The organism is Cyclobacteriaceae bacterium (genome assembly GCA_025808415.1).
Classification (GTDB): Bacteria; Bacteroidota; Bacteroidia; order Cytophagales; family Cyclobacteriaceae; genus UBA2336.
Genome location: CP075525.1, coordinates 99,205 through 122,376, shown reverse-complemented (window position 1 = coordinate 122,376; position 23,172 = coordinate 99,205). Strand labels below are relative to the sequence as shown.

The 23,172-nt window shown below is 44.9% G+C and carries 14 protein-coding genes; 10 read left to right on the top strand and 4 right to left on the bottom strand.

Annotated elements, in window-relative coordinates; translation table 11 throughout:
• Nucleotide 1 precedes the first annotated feature (1 nt).
• The 7 genes from KIT51_00475 to KIT51_00445 all read left to right on the top strand — a co-directional run bounded on the left by KIT51_00475 (nucleotide 2) and on the right by KIT51_00445 (nucleotide 9,622).
• The gene (locus tag KIT51_00475; protein UYN86797.1) at nucleotides 2-274 is read left to right on the top strand and encodes a hypothetical protein; all 273 of its coding nucleotides are present in this window, start codon (nucleotides 2-4) and stop codon (nucleotides 272-274) included.
• On the top strand, nucleotides 262-1,074 hold the full coding sequence (locus tag KIT51_00470; GenBank protein UYN88445.1) for an N-formylglutamate amidohydrolase: 813 nt from the start codon (nucleotides 262-264) through the stop codon (nucleotides 1,072-1,074). The genes KIT51_00475 and KIT51_00470 overlap by 13 nt, the downstream gene beginning before the upstream one ends.
• 793 nt (nucleotides 1,075-1,867) lie before the next feature.
• Entirely contained in the window at nucleotides 1,868-2,332 is a 465-nt protein-coding gene (tnpA, locus tag KIT51_00465; protein ID UYN86796.1) for an IS200/IS605 family transposase, read from the top strand.
• Nucleotides 2,333-3,622, top strand: coding sequence for a formimidoylglutamate deiminase (gene hutF / locus KIT51_00460; GenBank protein UYN86795.1), 1,290 nt, complete (start codon nucleotides 2,333-2,335; stop codon nucleotides 3,620-3,622).
• A 175-nt stretch (nucleotides 3,623-3,797) separates the two neighbouring features.
• Nucleotides 3,798-4,415, top strand: coding sequence for a redoxin domain-containing protein (locus KIT51_00455; protein UYN86794.1), 618 nt, complete (start codon nucleotides 3,798-3,800; stop codon nucleotides 4,413-4,415).
• A 9-nt stretch (nucleotides 4,416-4,424) separates the two neighbouring features.
• Nucleotides 4,425-6,365 carry a GAF domain-containing protein gene (locus KIT51_00450; protein UYN86793.1) on the top strand — a complete coding sequence of 647 codons (1,941 nt, stop codon included), beginning with the start codon at nucleotides 4,425-4,427 and terminating at the stop codon, nucleotides 6,363-6,365.
• A 101-nt stretch (nucleotides 6,366-6,466) separates the two neighbouring features.
• Nucleotides 6,467-9,622, top strand: coding sequence for a glycosyl hydrolase (locus KIT51_00445; protein UYN86792.1), 3,156 nt, complete (start codon nucleotides 6,467-6,469; stop codon nucleotides 9,620-9,622).
• Between the two features lie 71 nt (nucleotides 9,623-9,693).
• Here the strand turns inward: KIT51_00445 and KIT51_00440 are convergent, their stop codons facing one another.
• The gene (locus KIT51_00440; GenBank protein ID UYN86791.1) at nucleotides 9,694-12,018 is read right to left on the bottom strand and encodes a S9 family peptidase; all 2,325 of its coding nucleotides are present in this window, start codon (nucleotides 12,016-12,018) and stop codon (nucleotides 9,694-9,696) included.
• Nucleotides 12,019-12,082: 64 nt separating this feature from the next.
• Between KIT51_00440 and KIT51_00435 the strand changes: the two genes are divergently transcribed.
• From KIT51_00435 to KIT51_00425, 3 genes are all read left to right on the top strand, one after another.
• Nucleotides 12,083-12,568, top strand: coding sequence for a GNAT family N-acetyltransferase (locus tag KIT51_00435; protein UYN86790.1), 486 nt, complete (start codon nucleotides 12,083-12,085; stop codon nucleotides 12,566-12,568).
• Nucleotides 12,565-13,014 (top strand): DUF2214 family protein, encoded by a 450-nt coding sequence (locus KIT51_00430; GenBank protein ID UYN86789.1) that lies wholly within the window; start codon nucleotides 12,565-12,567, stop codon nucleotides 13,012-13,014. The genes KIT51_00435 and KIT51_00430 overlap by 4 nt, the downstream gene beginning before the upstream one ends.
• An 85-nt stretch (nucleotides 13,015-13,099) precedes the next feature.
• Nucleotides 13,100-16,336, top strand: coding sequence for a caspase family protein (locus KIT51_00425; GenBank protein UYN86788.1), 3,237 nt, complete (start codon nucleotides 13,100-13,102; stop codon nucleotides 16,334-16,336).
• 18 nt (nucleotides 16,337-16,354) lie between these two features.
• Here the strand turns inward: KIT51_00425 and KIT51_00420 are convergent, their stop codons facing one another.
• The 3 genes from KIT51_00420 to KIT51_00410 form a co-directional block, all read right to left on the bottom strand.
• Nucleotides 16,355-18,406, bottom strand: coding sequence for a hypothetical protein (locus tag KIT51_00420; GenBank protein ID UYN86787.1), 2,052 nt, complete (start codon nucleotides 18,404-18,406; stop codon nucleotides 16,355-16,357).
• Nucleotides 18,407-18,705: 299 nt separating this feature from the next.
• Nucleotides 18,706-21,384 carry a cation-translocating P-type ATPase gene (locus KIT51_00415; protein ID UYN86786.1) on the bottom strand — a complete coding sequence of 893 codons (2,679 nt, stop codon included), beginning with the start codon at nucleotides 21,382-21,384 and terminating at the stop codon, nucleotides 18,706-18,708.
• A 107-nt stretch (nucleotides 21,385-21,491) separates the two neighbouring features.
• Nucleotides 21,492-22,970 carry a Fic family protein gene (locus tag KIT51_00410; GenBank protein ID UYN86785.1) on the bottom strand — a complete coding sequence of 493 codons (1,479 nt, stop codon included), beginning with the start codon at nucleotides 22,968-22,970 and terminating at the stop codon, nucleotides 21,492-21,494.
• Nucleotides 22,971-23,172: the final 202 nt, after the last annotated feature.

The following is a 23,172-nucleotide window of genomic DNA, read 5'->3' as shown; positions in this document are numbered from 1 at the left end:
TATGAACTCAAAACTCACCACTTATATTTTGGTAGCCATTATTGTTGTGCTGGCAGGCTTTGCCTATTACACCAGCAGTCAGGTTAACGAATTGAAAAGGGAAACCACCGTGTGGAAAAATAAATATGAAGAGGCATTGGAAGATATGGAAGATGCCTTTAAACGATTGGAGGAAAAAGATAATCAGCTAAAAGGCGCTTTGGAAGAAGCTCAGATGGAAAGGCTAAGAGCCGAAGAGGCTCTACTATCAGCACAAAAATCATCGCGCAAGTAAGCATGAAACCTTTTGAGGTTATTGAGCCTGCACAGGCACGCGTACCGATTTTGCTCAGCGTTCCGCATTGCGGCACAGCATTTCCGGATGAGTTGAAATCAGATTACAAGCAAGAGCTTATTCAGGCGCCTGACGACACCGATTGGTTTGTTAACCGGCTGTATGATTTTGCACCTTCCATGGGCATCACCATGATCCATGCAATGTATAGCCGTTGGGTGATTGATTTGAATCGCGATCCGCAAAGCAAACCGTTGTATGCTGATGGACGAATCATCACGGGCCTTTGTCCCACCACAACATTTTTCGGAGAACCGATCTATAACGATGAGCGAACAGAAGTATCTGCGGAAGATATTAAGTACAGGGTTGAAAAATATTACAATCCATACCATGAAAAACTTAACGCGTTGCTTCAATCGCTCAAGCAAGCGTTTGGTGTGGTGTTATTGTGGGATTGTCATTCTATTCGTCAGCAGGTGCCCACCATTCACAAAGAAAAGTTTCCGGATTTGATATTGGGCGATGCGGATGGGACCTCGGCTTCACCGGGGTTGATTGAAACAGCCATTAAAAACCTTGAATCGGGTGGATATTCGTTTCAGCACAATTATCCGTTTAAAGGTGGTTATATCACACGGCATTACGGGCAGCCATCCGAAAACCAACACGCGTTGCAGTTGGAGATGAGCAAAGTGAACTATATGGATGATGAAGAAATGTTGTATGATGAAGGACGGGCTGAAAAAATACGGCACGTGTTACGGCATACGTTGGGAGAACTGATTGATAGGTTGTGAAGGCATAGAATTTAGATGTCGCTCCTACGGAGCTCAGGAATTTTGTTCATCCGGATTTAATTTAATGAGATGCCGCCCCGCTGGGGCTAGTGTGTTTTGTGGTTTTGGGCTAGTGAGATGTCGCCCCTCCGGGGCTGGTGGGTTTACTGTCTATAGAGTAGTGAAACGTCACCCATCGAGGCTTGAATCTTTGTTTAAGTTTTAAGGAGATTTTGTTTCGTTCCGAACTTATGGCATCACAGTACCACCAATATGCGGAGCCCCTTAGGAGCGAATCTTTAATTGTTTAAAAGCACCGAACTGATGCTTCTTCCTTCACACCTTTTTTCGGCCAAAGGATTTCCGGGGCAATAAGAAAATCAAAGCCAGCTCCGTAGGAGCGATATCTTTAATTCTTTTAAAACCCCGAACCGATGCTTTTTCTTTCAGGGTTAGACGTCCATTTTTGGTCACGGAATTTCGTTATTGACCGCACAACCCATCAAACCGAGCTCCTGTAGAACGGTATATTTTTATTTCTCTAATACATATTTTGCATGCCGCCCCGCGGGGCTAGTGTGTTTTGTGGTTTTGGGCTAGTGAGATGTCGCCCCCTCCGGGGCTTCGAGGTTTTGTTTTTTTGATCTAATGAGATATCGCCCCGCTGGGACTTGGAGAGAAGCTCCATAGGAGCGTAATTTTATTAGAAATATATGATGGTTTAACGGGAGCTCCGTAGGAGCGACATCTTGTTTTATCATACGTTTGCCTCCTCGTAATAATATATTTGTACCTTCATGATTCTAATTTCAAGATGCCAAACACCTACACTCAGTTGTACATTCAAATTGTGTTTGCGGTAAAAGGCCGGTTAAATCTCATCCATGAAAAAAATCGGGAGGAGTTGGAAAAATACACAGCAGGCATAATCTCCAATCTCAATCAAAAATTGTATGCCATCTACTGCATGCCAGACCATGTACATATTCTGGTTAGCATTAAACCCGATGTTCGCATTTCGGATCTCGTTCGCGATATAAAAGCAAATAGTTCACGGTTTATTAACGAAAAGAAATGGATTGCAGGGAAATTTCAGTGGCAGGAAGGTTATGGTGTGTTTTCATACAGCCATGCACAACTCAAAAATGTTGTGAACTATATTTTGAATCAACCAGCGCATCATCATGTAAAATCCTTTCGCGAGGAATATATTGAGTTGCTCGAGGAATTCAACATTGCATATAAACCAGAATATTTGTTTGAATTCTCTGAACACTAAATGAAATACTTCCAATTTAAATACCTGTTACAACAAGAAGGCTGGTTGCAAAATGCTTACGTTAAAACCGATCAGCATGGCATTATTCAATCGCTTTCCACCACATCTCCACAAGAGGCTGCGGCCATTGAATACGTTAACGGTCTGGCCTTGCCGGGTTTTCAAAATGCGCATTCTCATGGGTTTCAATTTGCTATGGCCGGAATGGCGGAAAAACATAAGCGCGGAACAACGGATGATTTCTGGAGTTGGCGTGAGGCGATGTATGAATGTGCCTTGCGCATGTCCCCGGATGAAATGGAGCAAGTGGCCACTGATTGTTATAAAGAAATGCTGCGCTGCGGCTATACAAATGTGGCCGAGTTTCATTATCTCCATCACGATCAAAACGGGAAACCGTATACCAACCTTGCTGAGATGGGCGAGCGGTTGTTGTCGGCAGCAAAAACAGCCGGTATAAAAATTACGCTCGTACCGGTTTTTTACCAACAAGGTGGATTTGGTATGGAGCCTCAACCCCGTCAACGAAGATTTATTTCTAAAACCATTGATGATTATTTTCATTTACTGGATAACACCGCACATGCCGTAACAAAATTTGATCATGCAAGACTTGGCTTTGGGGTCCACTCGTTGCGTGCCGTTAAGCCGGAAGATGTTATCCGCACGGTTGAGCAGGGCCCCAAAGACATTCCCTTTCATTTACACGCAGCGGAACAATTGAAAGAGGTTGATGACAGCTTAGCCTTTCTGAAAAAAAGACCGATTGAATGGCTGCTTGAAAATATATCCCTGAATGATCGTTTTCATATTGTGCATTGTACACACATGAATGACAGTGAAGTTGCGGGCCTGGCGAAGAGTAAAGCACACGCTGTGCTTTGCCCGGGTACGGAAGGAAATTTAGGTGATGGCATTTTCAGGTTAACCGATTATCACCGTCATGGCGGAAGCTGGTCAATTGGCACCGACAGCCACATTAGTTTGAATCCTTTGGAAGATTTGCGTTGGCTGGACTATGCTCAACGTTTCACTACCCACAAGCGCAATACTTTTGACGATGCTGCCACCATTTTGGTGAACACCACCTTGTTGGCTGGCAGACGTGCTATGGGAAATCCTGCACAAAGCTATTTTGCAGTTGGGCAACCTATGGATGCCGTTGTATACAATGCCAAGGCTCCATTGTTGGAGCGAGCAGGCTTTGAACATGCTTTGTCAGCAATTTTATACACGGCTGACAGCTCATGCATACTGGGTACATTAGTCAACGGCCATTGGATTGCTTAGACAAAACCCATTTTCAGGAAGAATTTTTTGATTTTTTGAACAAAAGCCGTCTTTAAACCTGCCTAATTAAGGCAATTTTTTCAACCGGATCGGATTTTCTTACATAGTTTTGAAAAAACTGATTTTCAGACAACTTACCGAAAACGGCACCTTAACTTTGAGCCTGATTTAAGTCATGCGCTACACCCTCTCCATATTCGCATTATTGGTTTGCTTTGGTGGCATTGTTGCCATTTTTTGGTACCAGGAATTAAAATATAGCCTGCCAACACCTGTTCCGGCCAATTATAAGGCTATTCCTGTTGGTCATGCGGTACAGGATGTAAAGCTTGTGTCAGCGCTCCCTGAAGGCCCGTTGTTTTTACACTTTTATAACCCTGATTGTCCCTGTTCAAGGTTTAACGCCAATCATTTGAAGTCACTGATCAGAATGTACCAGGACAGCGTTCAATTATTCATCGTTGTTCCTTCCACGAAGGCAAAGAAAAAGGCGATTAGTGAATTCGGTAAACACCTGGAGTACATTATTGACGAACATCAGAAAATTGCATCTGCCTATGGTGTGTACGCCACGCCACAGGCGGTGTTGGTGGATCGCGAAGGAAAATTATTTTACCGGGGGAATTACAACAAATCAAGATATTGTACAGCTAAGGCATCGAACTATGCTGAGCTTGCCCTAGTCGCACTATTAAATAATCAACGCCCACCGGTTTTTGATTTTTATGCCACTCAGGCATATGGTTGTGAACTGCCGGAGCTTAATGAATTATCAAAATTGAATTTTTTCTAACGTAACAACATGGAAACAAAAAAATTAACGGCAGCCGACCGGAAAGAGATCTTTGAATCGATCAAGAAAAAATCGGATGGAACGATGACTATTGCGCTGGCCGCGTATTTTATTTTCGGTATTTTCCTTTCATTCTTTTACGATACATACCTGGTAGCTTTTGGCGTGGGCGGGTTAAGTTTAGCTGCCTATTTTATTACCAAAGCGGTATTGCCCAATAGTAACTTGTATCAATATGTACTGGGTGGCGTGCTGGCTGTGTTTGCGGCACAGTTTATTTACCAGATGCATGGATTATTTGAGATGCACTTTTTTGTTTTTGTAGGGTCAACCTTGCTCATCACCTACCAGAACTGGCGCCTTCAATTACCGCTCATTATTCTTGTGGTAGTCCATCATGCTTCGTTTGCTTATTTACAATACCTGGGCAACAAGGAGATTTACTTCACCCAACTTGACTACATGGACTTACAAACCTTCATGTTCCACGGTGCACTGGCTGCGGTTATTGTTGCCATCTGTGGTTATTGGGCTTACGACCTTGAGAAAAAAACCATTTCTGAGTATGCCAATAAAACGGCACTTGAAGGGCAGCTTAAAAACGTTACCAATAATATTGCTTTTGCCGAACAGATCAGTTCAGGGAACTTAACCGTTGAATACAACCTGACCGATAGTGGTGATGAACTTGGCAAAGCCCTTGTTAAGATGCGGGAAAACCTGTTGGCTGCAAACACCAAAGAACAGCAGGAGAAATTTATAACCATTGGTATTACCCAGGTAGGCGATGTTATCCGCAATAACGCTGATTCACTTCAGAACCTTGCTGATGATTTTATACGCACGGTTGTAAAATATATGGGCATGAACCAGGGCGGATTGTTTTTGGTGGAATCAGAAGGAAGTGAACAATACCTGAACCTAACGGCCTGCTATGCTTACGAGCGTAAAAAGTATTTAAGCAAGCGTGTTGAGGTAGGCCAGGGACTGGTTGGCCAATGTTTCCTGGAAAAGGATATCATTTACATGACCAAGGTGCCTCAAAATTATGTTCAGATTACATCCGGATTAGGGGAAGCCACACCGGGCTGTATTGTTATTGTGCCCGTAATGACCAGCGATGAAATTGTTGGTGTGATGGAGTTGGCATCCTTTAAGCCGCTGGAGAAATACCAGATAGATTTCCTGAAAAAAGTTGCCGAAAACATTGCTTCATCGATTGTTTCATCGCGTGTCACCGAACGTGTAAAAAAATTGTTGGCAGAATCGCAGCAACAAACTGAAGAGATGCGCGCCCAGGAGGAGGAGATGCGCCAAAATATGGAAGAGTTGCAGGCTACGCAGGAAGAAATGCGCAGAAAGGAAGTTCACGTGCGAAAGGTCTTGGAAGAGGAACAGGCAAAGGCAGAACGCACCCGCGAAAGCAGGAATGTTTTGTTAAAGCTAACAAAAGATGAAGATGTTCAACTTGGCAACTGGGATACAGCCCTCGAGAAAATAACTTCCTCCATCAGCAAATTTTTAGGTGTTACCCGTACCAGCATTTGGACTTACCATGAAGATAGGCATTCGATTATAAGTGAAAAGCTGTACGTGAAAGCAGGGAACAAATTTGAATCAGGCGTGGAACTTTTTGGAAAGGATTTTCCTCGCTATTTCAAAGCAGTGCTGGCAGAGGAAAACATTGTGGCTGAAAATGCGCATACGCACCCGGCTACCAGCGAATTTTCGGAGATCTATCTAAAGCCATTGAACATTGAGTCTATGCTGGATGTGCCCATTTTCAATCAGGGTAAAATTTTAGGTGTTATCTGCTGTGAACACCAGCATGAACAAAAGAAATGGACGGATGAAGATGCAGATTTTCTGCGCAGTTGTGCCGACTTGATTACGGTTGTGTTTAAATCAAAGCAATTAAACAGCTTAAGTAAGTCATTGTCTGTTAACTAAGCCGATGCACATACTTTTAATCCAGTAAGATTCCAATAGTTTAATTTTTGCTTGTGGAAAGGTGGGTAATGTTTAAATTACCCATTCTTAAACCAAACCACATGCAAACTAAAATCACTTGCTTGCTGGCAGCCATAGTACTGGCAAGCACACTGTATGCCCAAAAGTCAAAACCCACCGCCACACCTGTAACGCCCGCATTTAATGCAGAGGATTACAAAAGCCTGAAATGGCGCAACATTGGACCGTTTCGCGGTGGCCGCTCCAACGCGGTTTCGGGTGTTATTAATAACAATCAAATCTATTATACCGGTTATACCGGAGGTGGTGTTTGGAAAACCGAAAATGCCGGCCTGTCGTGGTTTAATATTTCCGATGGTTTTTTCAAAACGAGTTCAGTTGGCGACATCGCGGTGAGCGAATCCGATCCAAATGTTATTTATGTGGGCATGGGCGAACATGCCATTCGTGGGGTGATGACCAGCTATGGCGATGGTGTTTACAAATCAACCGATGGCGGAAAAACATGGAAGAATACCGGATTGGAAAAGACACGTCATATTTCAGATGTAGTTATTCATCCCACCAATCCCGATGTTGTATGGGTAGCCGCCCAGGGTGCTGCGCATGGAGCAAGTGCCGATAGGGGAATCTATAAAACCACCGATGGTGGTCAAACCTGGAAAAAAGTTTTGTATGTAGATGAAAATACAGGGGCATCATCATTAAGTCTTGATGCCAACAACCCCAGGATTTTATATGCTGCCACCTGGCAACACCGCAGGTTGCCCTGGCAAGTGCAGAGTGGTGGAGCCGGTTGCAACGTGTGGAAGTCGGTTGATGGTGGAGAGACCTGGAATAAAATCAACGAAGGCTTGCCGGCACAAATGGGCAAAATTGGTTTAAGTGTTTCACGTGCCAATCCTAATCGTGTGTATGCGATCGTTGAAGCGGAGAAATCAAAAGCAGGCGTTTACCGTTCCGATGATGGCGGTAAAAAATGGAACCACATGACCAGCGATCAGAACCTGACATCACGCTCGTGGTATTACATGGAAATCTTTGCTGATCCCACTCAAGCTGATATTGTTTACGTGCTTAACGCACCCATGATGATGTCTATCGATGGCGGCAAAACATTTCAGAATGTAGCCGTTGGCCATGGCGATTGCCATGATTTATGGATTAATCCAAACAACGGACAGAACATGATTTTGGGTGATGATGGAGGAGGCGAAATAACGTTCAACGGATGTAAGAGCTGGTCGAGCATTAACAATCAACCAACCGCACAGTTTTACAGGGTGATTACGGATGAAGTGTTTCCGTATAAAGTTTATGGCGGGCAGCAGGACAACACCTCAGTAGTGATTGCCAGCAGGAACAATTATATCGGCATTACCGATAAAGATTGGTTTATCGGGCCCGGGTGTGAGTGCGCGTTCATTGCCTTTGATCCAAGAAATCCGGTTCTACTATATGGTGGTTGTTACCAGGGAAGCATTGATGTTCTCGATTTACAAAGCAACCATGCTAAGGACATCCGTCAGTATCCTGCCAATGTATTAGCGTACGATGCTAAGGACATGAAATATCGTTTCAACTGGAATGCGCCCATCATCACCTCTCCGCACGAGTACAAAACCATTTATCACGGTGGAAATGTGTTGTTCAAAACTACCGATGGGGGACTTTCATGGCAAGTAGTTAGCCCTGACCTGACGCGCAACGATAAAAGCAGGCAAGGTCCGGGTGGCGCTCCCATCACCAATGAGGGCGCAGGCGGTGAGAATTACAATACGCTGAGCTATCTGATTGAATCCGTGCATGAAATAGGTGTGATTTACACCGGCAGTGATTGTGGCTTTGTTCAGCTTACACGCGATGGCGGAAAAAGCTGGCAGAACATTACCCCTGCTGGATTGCCAGAAAGCCTGATTCACTCAATTGAAGTTTCACCGCATGATAAGGCAACAGCTTATGTTTCTGCTACCCGGTATAAATTCAATGACTATTCATCCATGAGTTACAAAACCACCGACTACGGAAAGACGTGGACAAAGATTAATAACGGTGTGGATAATGATGATTTCATCAAAGTGATTCGTGAAGACAGGAAAGTTAAGGACTTGCTGTATGCAGGATCGGAGAGAGGGTTTTATGTTTCCTTTAACGGAGGTGCAAACTGGAATAAGCTGCAATTAAACCTGCCGGTAGTGCCCATCACCGATATGACCTTTGCTGATAATGATCTGGTGGTCTCTACAGCAGGAAGGTCATTCTGGATTCTGGATGACTTGAGTGCGATTCAGCAATCCAAAGGAAATTTTACCGGCACAAAATTGTATCAGCCCAAACCTACATATAAATACGAAAGCTTCACCCCATCGTGGATGGATGTTCCACCCAACGTTGGCACCAACCCAATGAACGGAGTAATACTGGATTATTATCTTAAAGAGAAAGCAGATACCAATGCGGTGGCTACATTGGAGATTTTGGATATGAACAACAACGTAATCCGCAAATATTCCAGCAAGAAAGATGAGAATTTCAAACCTTACCCGGGCGGGCCAGTACCCTCACCGGTGCTGCCGGCCAGTGCCGGCCTGAACAGGTTTGCGTGGGATTTTCGTGGTGAGACATTATTGGATATCCCCAGTGCCTTTGTGTATGGCGATTACAGTGGGCATCGTGTGGCCCCGGGTAAGTACAAAGCCAGGCTTTCTTTTAAAGGCGAAGTTTCGGAGGTAACATTTGATTTGGTTCAGGATCCTAACCTGAAACAGGTTACCCCTGAACATTGGAAGTCGCAGCAACAATTTATGGACCTGGTGGGCAAATCCATTAAAGGTATCCACCAGGCAGTGATTGACATGCGAAAAGTCAAGAAGCAGATAGAACATCATAACGGATTGCTGAAAGATAAGGCAGAGGCCAAAGCTGTTTATGAAGCCGGTGTTGCATTGATAAAGAAGATTGATGAGTGGGAAGCTAACTTGGTAGAAACCCGCCAAAAGAATTTTCAGGATGTTATCAACTTTCCAAGTAAGCTAAACGCACAATATTTCGACTTGCGTGCTGCTGCTGATAATCACGATCCCCGTTTGACTGCAGGTGTAAAGGAACGCTATGCTGATCTGGAAAAGCAATGGAGCGTGTATAAAGAACAGAAAAGTGCTTTGATCAGCACCGATGTTGCCAATTATAATAAGCAGTATAAAGATTTGAACATTCCTGCCGTTATTACCAACTAAAATCCTTTGCGTTCATTGCGCCTTTGCGGTTGAAAAGAATCCACAAGGGCGCAATGAATCAAAGCATGCTCTTATCTCAGGTTATCTTCAAACAACTTCAAAATCCGTTTGTATTCATCCGTCCAACTGCTTGGCTCAACAAAGCCGTGGTCTTCCAGGGGATATACAGCAAGTTCCCAATTGTCTTTCCCAAGTTCAATCAGACGTTGCGATAAACGCACCACGTCCTGAAAGTGCACGTTCACATCAATCATGCCATGGCACATTAGCAGCGCACCTTTTAGTCCTTCGGCATGATAGATGGGTGAGCTTTTGGCATACGCCACGCTATCAGAGTAGGGAAGGTTAAGAATATTGGAAGTATACGGATGATTGTAATGTGCCCAATCCGTAACGGGCCGAAGGGCAGCACCGGCAGCAAAAACATCAGGCGTAGTAAACATGCCCATCAGCGTGATAAAGCCACCGTATGAACCACCGTAAATACCAATGCGTTTTGCGTCAATACCATGTTCTTTAACCAGCCACGCTGCACCATCAACATGATCGGTTAAATCCTTTCCGCCCATAAATTGATAAATGCCCGTCCGCCAATCTCGACCATAACCGGCACTGGCGCGGTAGTCCAAATCAATCACCGTATAGCCTTTGTCAACCAGCAGGTTGTGAAACATGTATTCACGGAAATAGCTGCTCCACCACTTGTGGGCATTTTGTAAATAGCCTGCTCCGTGTACAAAAATTACAGCTGCGCCATTGGGCTTTTCAGGTTTGTATAAACGTGTGTAAACATCGGCTCCATCTCGTGCTTTGAAAGTGGTGAGCACTGGATCGCGCCACGCGTATGATTTAAATTCATTTGTTAATGAGTTGGTGATTTGCTGAGGCTTTGCGTTTGTTTTGTTTTCCTGCAGAAATAACTCCCATGGTTTGTTGCTGTATGAATAACGAATGGCCAGCATTTTTTCATCGGGTGAAAGCGTTACTTCGTTTGCTCCGGTTGTGGTGGTTAAGCGTTCAGCCTTACCTCCCGTTACCGGAAGTTTATAAAAGTGTTTTTCTCCCGGATGTACTTCGTTGGTGATCAGGTAAAAGTTTTTCTTGTCGCGTGAAAGGGTAACCTGCTGCACTTCATACTTACCCGATGTAAGGGCCTTTTTATTTTTCGTGGAGATCGTGTAAGTGTACAGGTGTGCATATCCTGACTCTTCTGAAGCAAAATAAAGTTCGTTGTTGGTAATCCAGCCAAACGTAAAACTACCCGGGCCACCAACCCACGCATCATCATGCTGCCGATCGATTAATGAAAGCTTTTGAGTAGCAACATTGAGCAACATGATCCACCGGTCTTTATTATCGGCAGCGCGCAACTGAACAACAGCATGTTTGCCATCATCGGAATAAACCGGACCGAAAAACGAAACGGCTCTTGCTTGCGGCTTTTTGTCTTTGCCTTCTTCTTTTTTAGCATCAATGAGGTAAGCGGGAACATCATTGATACCCGGCACTTCTTCAGTTTTTACCTGAAGTACCGTATCGCGTTTGATATCATAAACAAAAAACTCCTGTGTGTTTTGTGGAGCCCCAACCTTTGTGCGGGTGTTTAAGTCTTCTGTAAAGCCACTTTCGGTTACATAATTCGGAACGATTGTGTTTTTGGCATTGGCATTTTTGGTGAGGGCAAAGGTTACATAGTTGCCATCGGGACTCAACCTCGCTTGTCCTACCATTTTATCGTCCAGGTAAATTTCTTTAGGGCGTTTAGGCAGTTCCGTTTTCTGATGGTTGCGTGTAGCTTCGCGGTTATCTTTTCTTTCCTTTAGAATCTGGATGTAGGCGAGCTGATCCTGCTTTAGCCACTTTTGCTGTTCGGTTTCTACAGGTGGTGCTGGTTTTTTTCCACGTTTAAAGTCGGTGAGCTGTGTGAAGTTTCCTGTACCAATCTCCCACGCGTAGAGATTTTGATCGTATGTGTAGATGATCTTTTTCTCATCCCCCGAAAAGGAGGGGTTGCTTTCCCGGCCGGTGGTGTTTGTTATCTGGGTTGTTTTGTTGGAGGGGATATCCAGAAGAAAAATGTCACCATTATTTTCATACACCATTTTAGTGAATGCTTTATTGTATGGACCAGAAGCAGGAAGACTTAATCGCTCGGCTTTAGAGACCTTTTGGGGGGCGCGGTTTTGAAGGGTGATCTTGTAGAGCGAATCGCCCGGAGCATTTTCAGGATTCCAGTTAAAATAAATCGTTTTACTGTCGTGCGACCAGCGTATGTTGGAAGGGGCGGTGCCGATCCATTTCGGGTCGCGCATAATTTTTTCTACCGTCAGCTCGGTGAGCTGGGCAGTTGCCGAGATTGAGAATAACAGAAAAAGAAAACCGGTAAGCGTACGCATAAGCATTTATTTTTTGACGACAAGATAGAATATATTGCACCTGAAGTTTATCACTTTTACACGAATGATAGTCCGCAAAATTCGCCCGGAAGACAATGTACAGGTAGCCAACATTATCCGCACCGTTATGCCCGAGTTTGGTGCCAGCGGCCAGGGGTTTGCGATACACGATAAAGAAGTGGACAATATGTATACAACCTACACCCAACCCCGGTGTGCATACTTTGTATGTGAAGAGAACGGAAAACTGGTAGGGGGTGGTGGTGTAGCACCGCTTGAAGGAGGCGATGCCGATACCTGCGAATTGAAGAAAATGTATTTTCTACCGGAAGGCAGGGGTAAGGGCTGGGGACAACATGTGCTGGTAGAATGTTTGAAAGCAGCCACTGAAATTGGATTCACTTTCTGCTACCTGGAAACGTTCAATACGATGAAGGGTGCTATGAAGCTGTATGAGAAAAATGGTTTTGAAAAAATTCCAAAGCCCTGTGGAAATACCGGGCACTTTGCTTGTGATACGTTTTATAAGAAGAAACTTCAACACGCATGACCACCGAACTGCTACTCCGTTACATTCATTTCATCAGCATTTTTACCATTGCCGCCACACTGGTAGCGGAACATCTGCTCTTAAAAAAAGAGCTTAGCCGAAATGAAATTGGCAGATTGGCACGCATTGATGGTGTGTATGGTATTGCTGCATTGGTTTTGCTAGGCGCAGGATTAACCTTATGGCTGGGTGGTTTTGGTAAGCCCGTTGAGTTCTATAGCAAGAATTGGATTTTCCATTTGAAGTTGTCGTTGTTTGTTTGCATCGGATTGCTCTCCATTTACCCTACCATTTTCTTTTTGAAAAACCGAAAAGGCAATCCGGAGGAAGTGGTTGCTATTCCCAACAAAATTTTCTGGATGCTGCGCCTTGAGCTTCTACTGTTGTTCACTATTCCTCTACTGGCCGGGTTGATGGCGAAAAGTGTAGGGTATTTTGGGGATTAATTTTTTGTAACGCAGTTCTGACGGTTGTTGACCTCATTCCTTTCCTATTTCGTAACTTGTCGTTCTGCTTCTAACCTTTATCAACATGGCGTTACGATTAAACCTCATCCATGCATTTACTTTTGTTTTGCTTAGCTCAACAGCACAGGTAACACAAGTTGAAACGGTTATTCAAAAGGGTCATGACCAATCGGTGCTGTGCCTGGCGCTGCATCCCGATAGCACGATTCTGGCTACTGGCAGCCGTGATAAATCCATTAAACTCTGGAACCTGAACAATACCCGCGAAATCAGAAACCTGCTTGGGCATACGGCTTCTGTGCGCAGCATTGCCTTTAGCCCAGACGGAAAAACCCTTGCCAGTTGCGCCAATGATGAAACCTTTCGGTTATGGAATATCCAAACCGGAGAAACACTGTACCGATCTGAACCGATGGGTGATCTGCTTACATCAGTCGCTTTTCTAGCAGATGGTAAACATTTGCTGATCGGAGGCTATCCGTGGGAAGCGTTTGTGTTCAGCATTCCTGAAAAGAAAATTATAAAGAAGATTAAAGTTGGTCCGAATAAGGGAACAGGTTCAGGCGTGCAGTTTGCCGTAAGTGGTAATGGTGAATGGTTTTCCATTGCTGAGGACAACCACACCGCACAGGTTTTTGATGCTAAAAGCTTTGAATTAAAATACACCCTGAAGCGCGAAGATGGCTACTGCGGAGGCTGCCCTTCGTATAGTGTTTTTAGTCCCGACAGTAAATTTCTGTATCTCGCCTCGCATCGCGGTGCGCTAAAGAAATACGATCTTTCAACGGGTCAGTTACAAAAGTCACTTGCTCTCGAGGTGGATGACATTCAGGGTCTGGCCATTAACCCGGATGGAACCCTGCTGTTGATTACGCATGAAAGAGAAGCCTCCTTATATAATGCTGCCACAGGTGCATTAATCAGGACTTTCGCTACAGAAGAAAAAGCTAAGTTCAACCGGGGCTTGTTCAGCCTTCAAAACGACCGTGTAATTTTTGTGAAGGAAAATAACCTTGCCGAAGCGCGAACATTAACGGATACACCACACAGTGTTTTCACCGGTATACTCAATGAACGCGACAAGGGTGGCGTAACGTACGATCCAAACTTTTACTGGGAGTCGCACATTGCGCGATACATCCGCATAAAAAATGAATTGAAGATTGCGCCTGATGGCAAGTCGCTTATTCGTGGGAAGTTTGGCACTAAACTAAAGCAGTGGGATATGGCCAGTGGCCAGCAGGTGCATGAATTTGTCGGCCATGACAAAGCGCCTTACTGTTTCGACTTCAGTGGAGATGGAAAATTAATGGTAAGTAGTGGTGCCGATGGAAAAGTTGTACTGTGGGATTTGGTCAGTGGTGATTCGTTGAGAAGCTGGAAAGCTCATCGCGAACCGGTATTTGATATTCGCTTTAGTTATGATGGAAAAAAAATCCTTACCTCCAGTTGGGATGCCACCATAAAGATCTTTGATGCAAACACCGGTAAGCAGTTGCAGTACATTGATCTGCAGAACAACTCGGGATTTGTGGCCGCCTGGCATCAAAACAACCTTTACTTTTTTGTGGCGCGACTTAACAAAACATTGGAGATGTGGGAGCCCGATACAAAATCTGTGGTGCGATCATTTGTTGGCCATACCGATGGCATTTCATCCATACAGCAAAGCAAGGATGGCCAACGGTTGCTCAGCGCCAGTTGGGATGGCACCGTGCGCCTGTGGGATATTTCCACCGGACTGAGCATCATGAAACTTTCCAACCATGAGGGCAACGTGCACACCACCATCTTTAGTAACCATGAACAATGGATTTTCAGCGCGGGGGCTGATCGTGTAATCAATGTATGGAATGCCGTGAACGGTAATTTACTCTACCAACTCAGCGGGCACCAGGCCGATGTTACCAGCCTGGCCATCAGCAAAGATGATAAAACACTTATCAGTCATAGCCTCGATGGCATCACCAAATTCTGGGACCTGGAGAACAAAAAAGAATTTTATGAACACATTCACCTGGCCGAACGCGACTGGATGGTGAAAACCCGTGACGGTTATTTTTCCATCACGGCAAATGCACGCGACAAAATTCATTTTGTAAGTGGCCTTACCACATTTGATGTGGAACAATTTTTTGAAACGTTCTTTCGTCCCGACCTGCTGCCGAGTTTATATAAAAGTCGTGGAGCGGGTACTCCACAGAAAACCTTGCAAGGAAAATTACAAAGCTCTCCACCACCCGATGTGCGTGTAGCGGTACTGCCCACTGCTGACGGAAAACGCGCAGAAGTGTTTGTGCGCATAACCGAAAGGGGCGGAGGCATTGATGAAATAAAGTTGTTGCATAACGGCAAGAGCATCGCGTTAAGCAAACCACCGGAACGTAAAAAGTATAAGAAGGATGAACAGGTTATTGTGAAGGAAGAAATTGTTCTCGTGGGTGGTGAAAACACATTCAGCGCTTCGGCTTTTAATCTTGACCGGGTGGAGTCGGCAACGCATAGCATGTCGCTGGTGGCCGAGGTGCCCATGAAGCCCGGAATATGCCATCTGTTTGTAGTGGGCATAAACAAATACAAAAACAGCAAGCTTGAATTGAACTACGCACGGCCCGATGCTGAATCGTTTAAGAAAGTGCTGATGGAAAACACAAAGGGCATTTTCAAATCTTTGGAAGTACATGCGCTGTATGATGAAGAAGCCAGCAAGGTAAATATTTTACAAACCCTTGATAAACTGGCGGCACAGGTAAAACCCGAAGATGTATTTATCTTTTATTATGCCGGCCACGGCAGCATGGCCGACAATCGTTTCTTTTTTATTCCATCTGAGAGTATTCGACTCTATGATATAAAATCGTTGGAGAAAGAAGCTATACCAGCTTCGATGTTACAGGAGAAATTCCGGAACATTGCTGCGCTGAAGCAGATGATTATTATGGATGCGTGTCAGTCGGGTGGGTCGGTGGAATTACTGGCCACCCGTGGTGCTGCAGAAGAAAAAGCCATTGCCCAATTATCGCGCAGTGCGGGCATTCATGTGCTGGCATCGGCCGGCAGTGAACAGTTTGCCACTGAGTTTGCTGAATTAGGCCATGGACTCTTTACCTATGTGTTGATCAAAGCCCTGCAAGGTGCTGCCGATGGTGCACCGCTGGACGGCAAGGTTACCATCTACGAATTGAAATCCTACCTCGATGACCAGGTGCCGGAGATGACACGACAACTGAAAGGCAAACCGCAATATCCGTTTACATTTTCACGCGGCCAGGATTTTCCGGTGATTTTGAAAGAGGATTAATGATCACGCGTTAGGTTTTTAAATACCCAGGCTAAGGCTTAAGCTTATGCTTTTTTGGAATTCAAACGGCCCCATGGCTTCACGGTCAAAGCCCTGCTTGGTCTGTATCCATAAATTTCGCCCGGTAAGCGATACCATTGCATTCCGTAATCCAATCCTTTCGGTAACGAAATCCGGCAAACGTGAGCCAACGGAAACATCGCGCAACTTAGTGAAGGAGGCATCAAGGATTAGGGGAACCCCGCTATAAGAAAGTATATCGCCACCGTGACTTACGTCCAACAGTGCGCTAAGCCAAAGATTTTTCCAGGTTAGTTGATTGAATATACTGCCTGTCCAATCGGGATTGGGTGAAATATCTAGTGATCCAACCGGAACACCACCATAAGATCCGATCTGCGTGCGACTGTTGCCCCAGATTAATTTAACGTTGTGTTCAATATGTTCTCGCTTTACGGGCACAGCACCCGCGATCAGTTCAATACCTTTTTGCGTAATATTCTTGACATTAACAAAAGTTACCGAGCCACCAGGGCTGGTAGATGCTACCGTTCGGTCATAGATCAGATCATTAAAATGTGTAAGACTGAACTGAATTCGGTTGTTAAGCCACCCTGTATCGAAACCGGTTTCCAGGGTACGTTTATTTTCAGGCAGTGCCGGTTCACGCACAGCACTTGAAAACGGAAAATTTTGATTAGTCATAAAGTAACGCTCTCCATAACTGAAGCGAAGTTTACCGAAAGTAAGAACTTTCGAAGAGGGCTTAATCAGGTTGGAGAATATCAGATTAGCGCCAACCGTATAGTTAGACCTACTATCGTTAATAGCGCTATGTTTCTCGTTGCGATACGAGTAATTGAAAAATAGTATTTCTTTCCAACCCACTTCGGTACCTAGCAATAATGCCGGATTCTTATAGCGTTCCGAATGACTCAATTCAATTGACCCGCTTGTTGTTTCATTATAACCGTAAACAGAAAAGCGGGAATGATTGAATTGCATCCCGGCATACCCAGACCATATTAGATCAGTTATTGGCTTGAGTCTCCAATCGGCAACTACATTTGAAAAATTTCTCTTTTGAAAAAGCTCATTACGAGCAATGCTTTTGTTGTTATCAACGATAAATTCATTTTTATTCATTAGATCAACCTCTGCATAAACCCATTGTGCGGTTAGTTTCACCCCGGTTATTACCTCGTACGAAGCCATAATGTTGCCTTGTGCAAAATTTCGGTTTCCTGTTGTGGTTTGTGTGGTCAATCCTGCAGGGCCCTGGTAACTATCTGAAGAATTATACTGTTGGTAGTAATCATTTAGCACCAGTCTTACCTTTAACTTGTTTAAATCAACGCCAGTGTTGATGGAAGCATTATGATAGCTAAATCGGGCGCCAACATCATTACTTAACTTTGGTTGCAGCGAAAAATTATAGGAAATGCGTGTATCAACGGCACCAAAGTCTTGTCGATACGCCAATGACCAGGAATGATTCCATTGATGCAGATCATCGGGAAGCCCAAAGTCCCGTGTGTCAGCATTCCAACCTCTTGTGCTATAGGCGTTAAATTCGAACTCAGGTTTTTCCGCACCTTCCCCCGTTTTCGTTTCAAGCACCACAACCCCATTGCCGGCTGCTCCACCGTACATGTTAGCGGTGTTTGCACTTCCGCTGGCACTGATGCGACTAAACTCGAAGGCATTGAAGTTAAATGATGATGTGGTCAGGGGGTTCAGAGGTACACCATCTACAATAAGCAGTGACTGGTTGGAACGAACACCGGCTGTAAAAAAATGGGCTCGTGCGGGAACTGATAGGTTGGGTGTTTGGCCCCGCAGCAAATGGAATACCGGTGCGCCTGCAGAAAAATGAAACAGCAGCGGATCATCAACCGAGACAATAAAATTGGTGGTCGTTTTTAGTGGTTGTGTAAAATACGGTGCGAGCTTTATTTCAACTTCCTGATTAACGGAGTCAACTGGTTGGGTCTGTTCTTCCTGAGCATACACCATACCAGCAAGAAAGATCAGCAGCACAACCAATAGGGGACGTTTCAGTTGTAACATACGTGTTTAGGTATAGCGTGCCAAGATAAAGATATTCTTGATGTACTCTATGCTCACAGTTGGGTGCTGAGTGTATATTTTCTTTCTGTTCGCCCTCGCTGGTTGTGTGTGAACGTCAAGCCTGTAGCCGAACAGCCAGGCAATCCCACAATACGTAATGTGGTATAGCTCCTGCCCGTCCGGGCAAACGGACGTTACGCCTATGCACTTGCTCTGTTGTTCCTCGCAATGACGTGTTAATGTCGGATTGCTTAGTCACTCACTCCACGTTCCTCGCATTGACGATTTAACTTTTTGTTTTAACCCTTGCTCAACCACCTGCGCTCAAGTTGAACACATACCAGCACGAACAATCCTAATGAAACCGATAACGTAAGATCTGTAAATGCCAGCGGTGCGAGCGAAAAGAACACACCGAAAAAGGGAACATAGATTACTACTAATTGAAGGATCAGCGTCAAGGCAATGACAATGGTAAATACAATGTTGGACGTTAACGAGAACACAGAATAACCGGAGGCCCGTAAGCCAAGGGCATGGCCGATCTGGGTAAAGCCTAGTGTAGCGAACACCATCGTTTGCCAATAGGGATCGTCAGCCTGAGCAGGATTAAAATAAAAGAACCCCACCGCCAATGAAATTGCACCTATTAAAAAACCTGTCCAGGTAACATGGATGACAGCCGGTTTATTAAGCACCGGATCTTTCACCGACCGCGGAGGCCGTTGCATGTTATTTTTTTCTGAAGGTTCCATGCCTAACCCCAGGCCCATTAAACCATCGGTTAATAAGTTCAGGTAAAGCAACTGCAGCGGACTCAACGCAATGGATATTCCGATAAACGGAGCGAAGAGCATCACCAACACTTTTCCCAGGTTGCCGCCCAAGGAAAACTTAATAAACCGAACGAGGTTGTCAAAAATTGCCCGCCCTTCTTCTACGGCCGTAACGATGGTAGCAAAATTATCATCCAGCAACACCATATCTGATGCCTCCTTGGAAACATCTGTACCCGTAATGCCCATGGCTACACCGATGTCTGCTTTTTTCAACGCGGGCGAATCGTTTACGCCATCACCGGTCATGGCTACCACTTCACCCAAATTTTGAAACGCTGTTACAATTTTTAATTTATCCTGAGGCGAAACCCGTGCGAAAACACTTACTTGTTTCACCTTTTCTTCCAGCTCCTTGTCGGACATCGCGCTAAGATGTTCGCTGGTAAGATATCCCGCCTCGGTGGGAAGGCCAAGTTCGCGGGCAATGGCCATGGCGGTAAGGGGATAATCGCCCGTAATCATTACTGGCCTGATGCCCGCCTGAATACATTTTTTTACATCCGCCTTCACGGAAGCCCTGGGCGGATCCATCAACCCCACCATACCCGAAAAAACAGCTTCTGCTTCAATGGTAACAGAGTCGTTTACCTGATAGGTACCTTTCAACTCCCGATAGGCCAGCCCTAGTATTCGTATTCCATGCGATGCGAGTTCATCGTGCGTATTTTTTATACGGCTTACCCATTGCTCACTCAGGGGCTCTACTCCTTCTTTTGTTTTTACGTAGTTGGATATTTTCAACAAACTGTCTACCGCACCTTTCATGAACGCAACATGTTCCGTTTGGCCAAGCGCAGTCAGTTGAGGAATGGTGACTTCAGTACCGGAAAATTTGTGAACGGTAGTCATGCGCATCCGGTCGGAGTCGAACGGAACTTCACCTACCCGGGGGAACTTCAATTCAAATTCCTGCTTGATCATTCCCACTTTTAATGCCGCGTCAACCAAAGCCGCTTCGGTTGGTTCACCAATAACGGTTTTGGAATCTTCATTTACCCGGATATCTGCATCGTTACAGAGTAACCCAATAAGTAAGTTGAGTTGTATGTTGGGAAATTCAATGCCTTCAGACGGAAAGGCCCGGAGCGACACTTCAGTAGCTTCCAGCGTAGTTACCGTCATTTTGTTTTCTGTTAGTGTGCCCGTTTTATCGGAACAGATTACGGTAACCGATCCTAATGTTTCTACCGCAGGGAGCTTTCGAATGAGCGCATTTCTTTTCAGCATTTTTTGCGCGCCCAAAGCAAGCGTAATGGTTACTACGGCCGGTAAACCTTCCGGTATAACGGCCACCGCCACACTAATGCCCACCAAAAACATATCCGATAGCAGCTCGCCTTGCAGCAACCCCACCACCAGAATTACACCTGCGGCTATGCCTCCGGCTATGGCTAACCACTTGCCCAGCTGATCGAGTTTATTTTGCAGGGGCGTTTTTCCTTTTTCAACATCCTGAATCAAATTGGCAATCTTTCCGATTTCAGTATGCATGCCGGTGCGCACCACTACGGCTTTACCACGGCCCATGGTAATAATGGTGCCCATGTAGGCCATGTTAAACCGGTCGCCCAGTGAAGTGTCTGCTTTGCCAATGGCTTGCGATCGTTTATCTACCGGATCTGACTCACCCGTTAACGCTGCCTCCTGAATTTTCAGGCTTACGGTTTCAATAAACCGTACATCGGCCGGCACAATGTTACCGGCTTCCAGCACAATGATATCTCCGGGCACAAGCGTTTTGGCAGAGATTTCATCCGTTACGCCATCGCGGATAACCCGCACGAAGGGAACGGTAAGTTGCTTGAGTGCAGCCATGGCTTTTTCAGCCCGGTATTCCTGCACAAAACCTAAAATGGCGAACAGCACTACAATGGCTGCAATGGCAATGGTTTCAATCTCTTTTCCCAGAAAACCGGAAATGACAGCGGCAATAATCAGGATCACCACCATGGTTTCCATAAACTGGCCGAGCAGCATTTTCCAGGCGGGCTTCTTTACCCGCTCTTCCAGTTCGTTTGGCCCGTATTCCGCTAATCTTGATTTGGCTTCACCAGCCGATAAACCGGCTTTTGCCGATGTTTTTAGTTTTTGAATTACATCTTCCGTGTTTTCAACGTGTATGTTTTCGTAGAGGCGCATGTTGGGAAATAGAATACAAGATCATAATTTATATCTGTATTGTACAACTTTAAAACCGGAGAGTAGCAATGCCAATGCTACCAAAGAATGTAGTGCCCATTGCCGTGTTACCGGGCATCAAATTTTAATTTTCCTTCTCCTGGTTCTTTGAAGGCATCACAAGCCTCTAAGTATTGCTCCATTTCATCAATGTTTTCCTGAAGTAGTGTTGAACTAAATTCATAGGCTCTTTGCATCATTCTGATATAAGGGTCGGCAATTTGTTGTCGTGTTAGCTTTCGTAATGCTCCCATATAGTCTTCGCGATATACAGTGGGTATAACAATTTTAGAGAGACCCTTGGCGGAGAGTTCGGCATTCATCATCACGCGCGCAAGTCGCCCATTTCCATCCAGAAAGGGATGAACCTCACTCACCAAAAACATCATATACACCGCTTTGGCAAAGGGATCTTTTAGTAAAGTGTACCAGTCAAAACCTTTTAATAGCGTGCCGTTAACCAAACGCCAGTCAACAAATTCAGTATCACCAGCCCTGTTGTTTCTGTCTTTAAACTCACCCGGCTTTTTTGATGTGCGTGAGTGCAACAGTACCGCATGCCTGTTTCGCATCCGGTTAATAAACTCATCGGCCTTTGCCGGACAAACAGCCATCTCCTTTTTATCAGAAACAATACGGTACGTTCCCAGTATATCGTGGGAGTCTTCATCCCGTGTGGGCAGAGGTGTTTGGGTAAGTATTATTTCCTTTGCTTCGGTAATGGTAAATTCTGTTCCTTCAATGTAGTTTGAAAAGTAGCTTTCAAAAAAGGCAACTGTGTTATAGTTACTGCGCGAGACTGGTGTTTTGTGTTCGGGAAATACTTTTCCGGCCAACGCTTCGTACAAACCTTCGAATACATTGATTCTTACCGGATCAAAAGGCTCACCCAATGCACGCGCTACGGCAACCGGAGAGGTTAGGTTTCTGGCGTTGCCGGTAGCCAGTAAACTGCTGATTAACGAATTCAGTTTTTTGAATTCTTTCTCCAGCTGCAGGCCCTGAGAAATGTTTTTGGCTTTATCGCGCAAGGCATTTAACCCTTGCTCACCCCGGGCCTGTACAATAGCCTCGAGCCGTTCTTCCAGTAATGAAACGGGCAAGCTTTTAGATTCCTCTCCTTGCTTTCTTGTTTGCTGCAGATTTTCCAGAAAGGCCCGTGCCTCATGTGATGCAAACAGGTTTTCAAAAAAAGGTTGATCACCTTCCATTGGTTTTGGCCCTTTCAGAAGATGGATAGTAAGTCCCGGAAGGGATACGTTTGTGGTATAGGTATAGGTAAGGAAGATGTGCCCCATTGAGGTTGGTTTAAATTCAAGGGCACTTCGATGACTTAATAATGCTTCCGGAAACAGGTGAGCCAGAATCCGGTACCAGTTTCGTTTTATAATGAGTGCGGGTTCTTCCTTCAGGCTGGAGGTGTACAGACGGGGCGCAATTTTTTTAATAAGCCCCTGCTTTAGCAAAGCCGTTAGTTGGCTGGACGCCTTCTTTTCGGAGGAAGAAAAGATGATTTCCTGGACTTTTGAGGGGGGAATTTTTCCCATTAACGTTATGAACTTTTAGCAAATTGGGTAATTTTTCATATTAAATTGGTGTTTAGCGGGTAATTTTTCATACTAAAAAATCATAAAACAGGTAAAATTTCCGATTAATTGCCCGTTTTACCCTCAAAGCAGATAAGAATTCCGGTTAACTCAATCAAAGGGTTCGAAGTTGAATTGTCATTATCCCATATCGCGATAATGG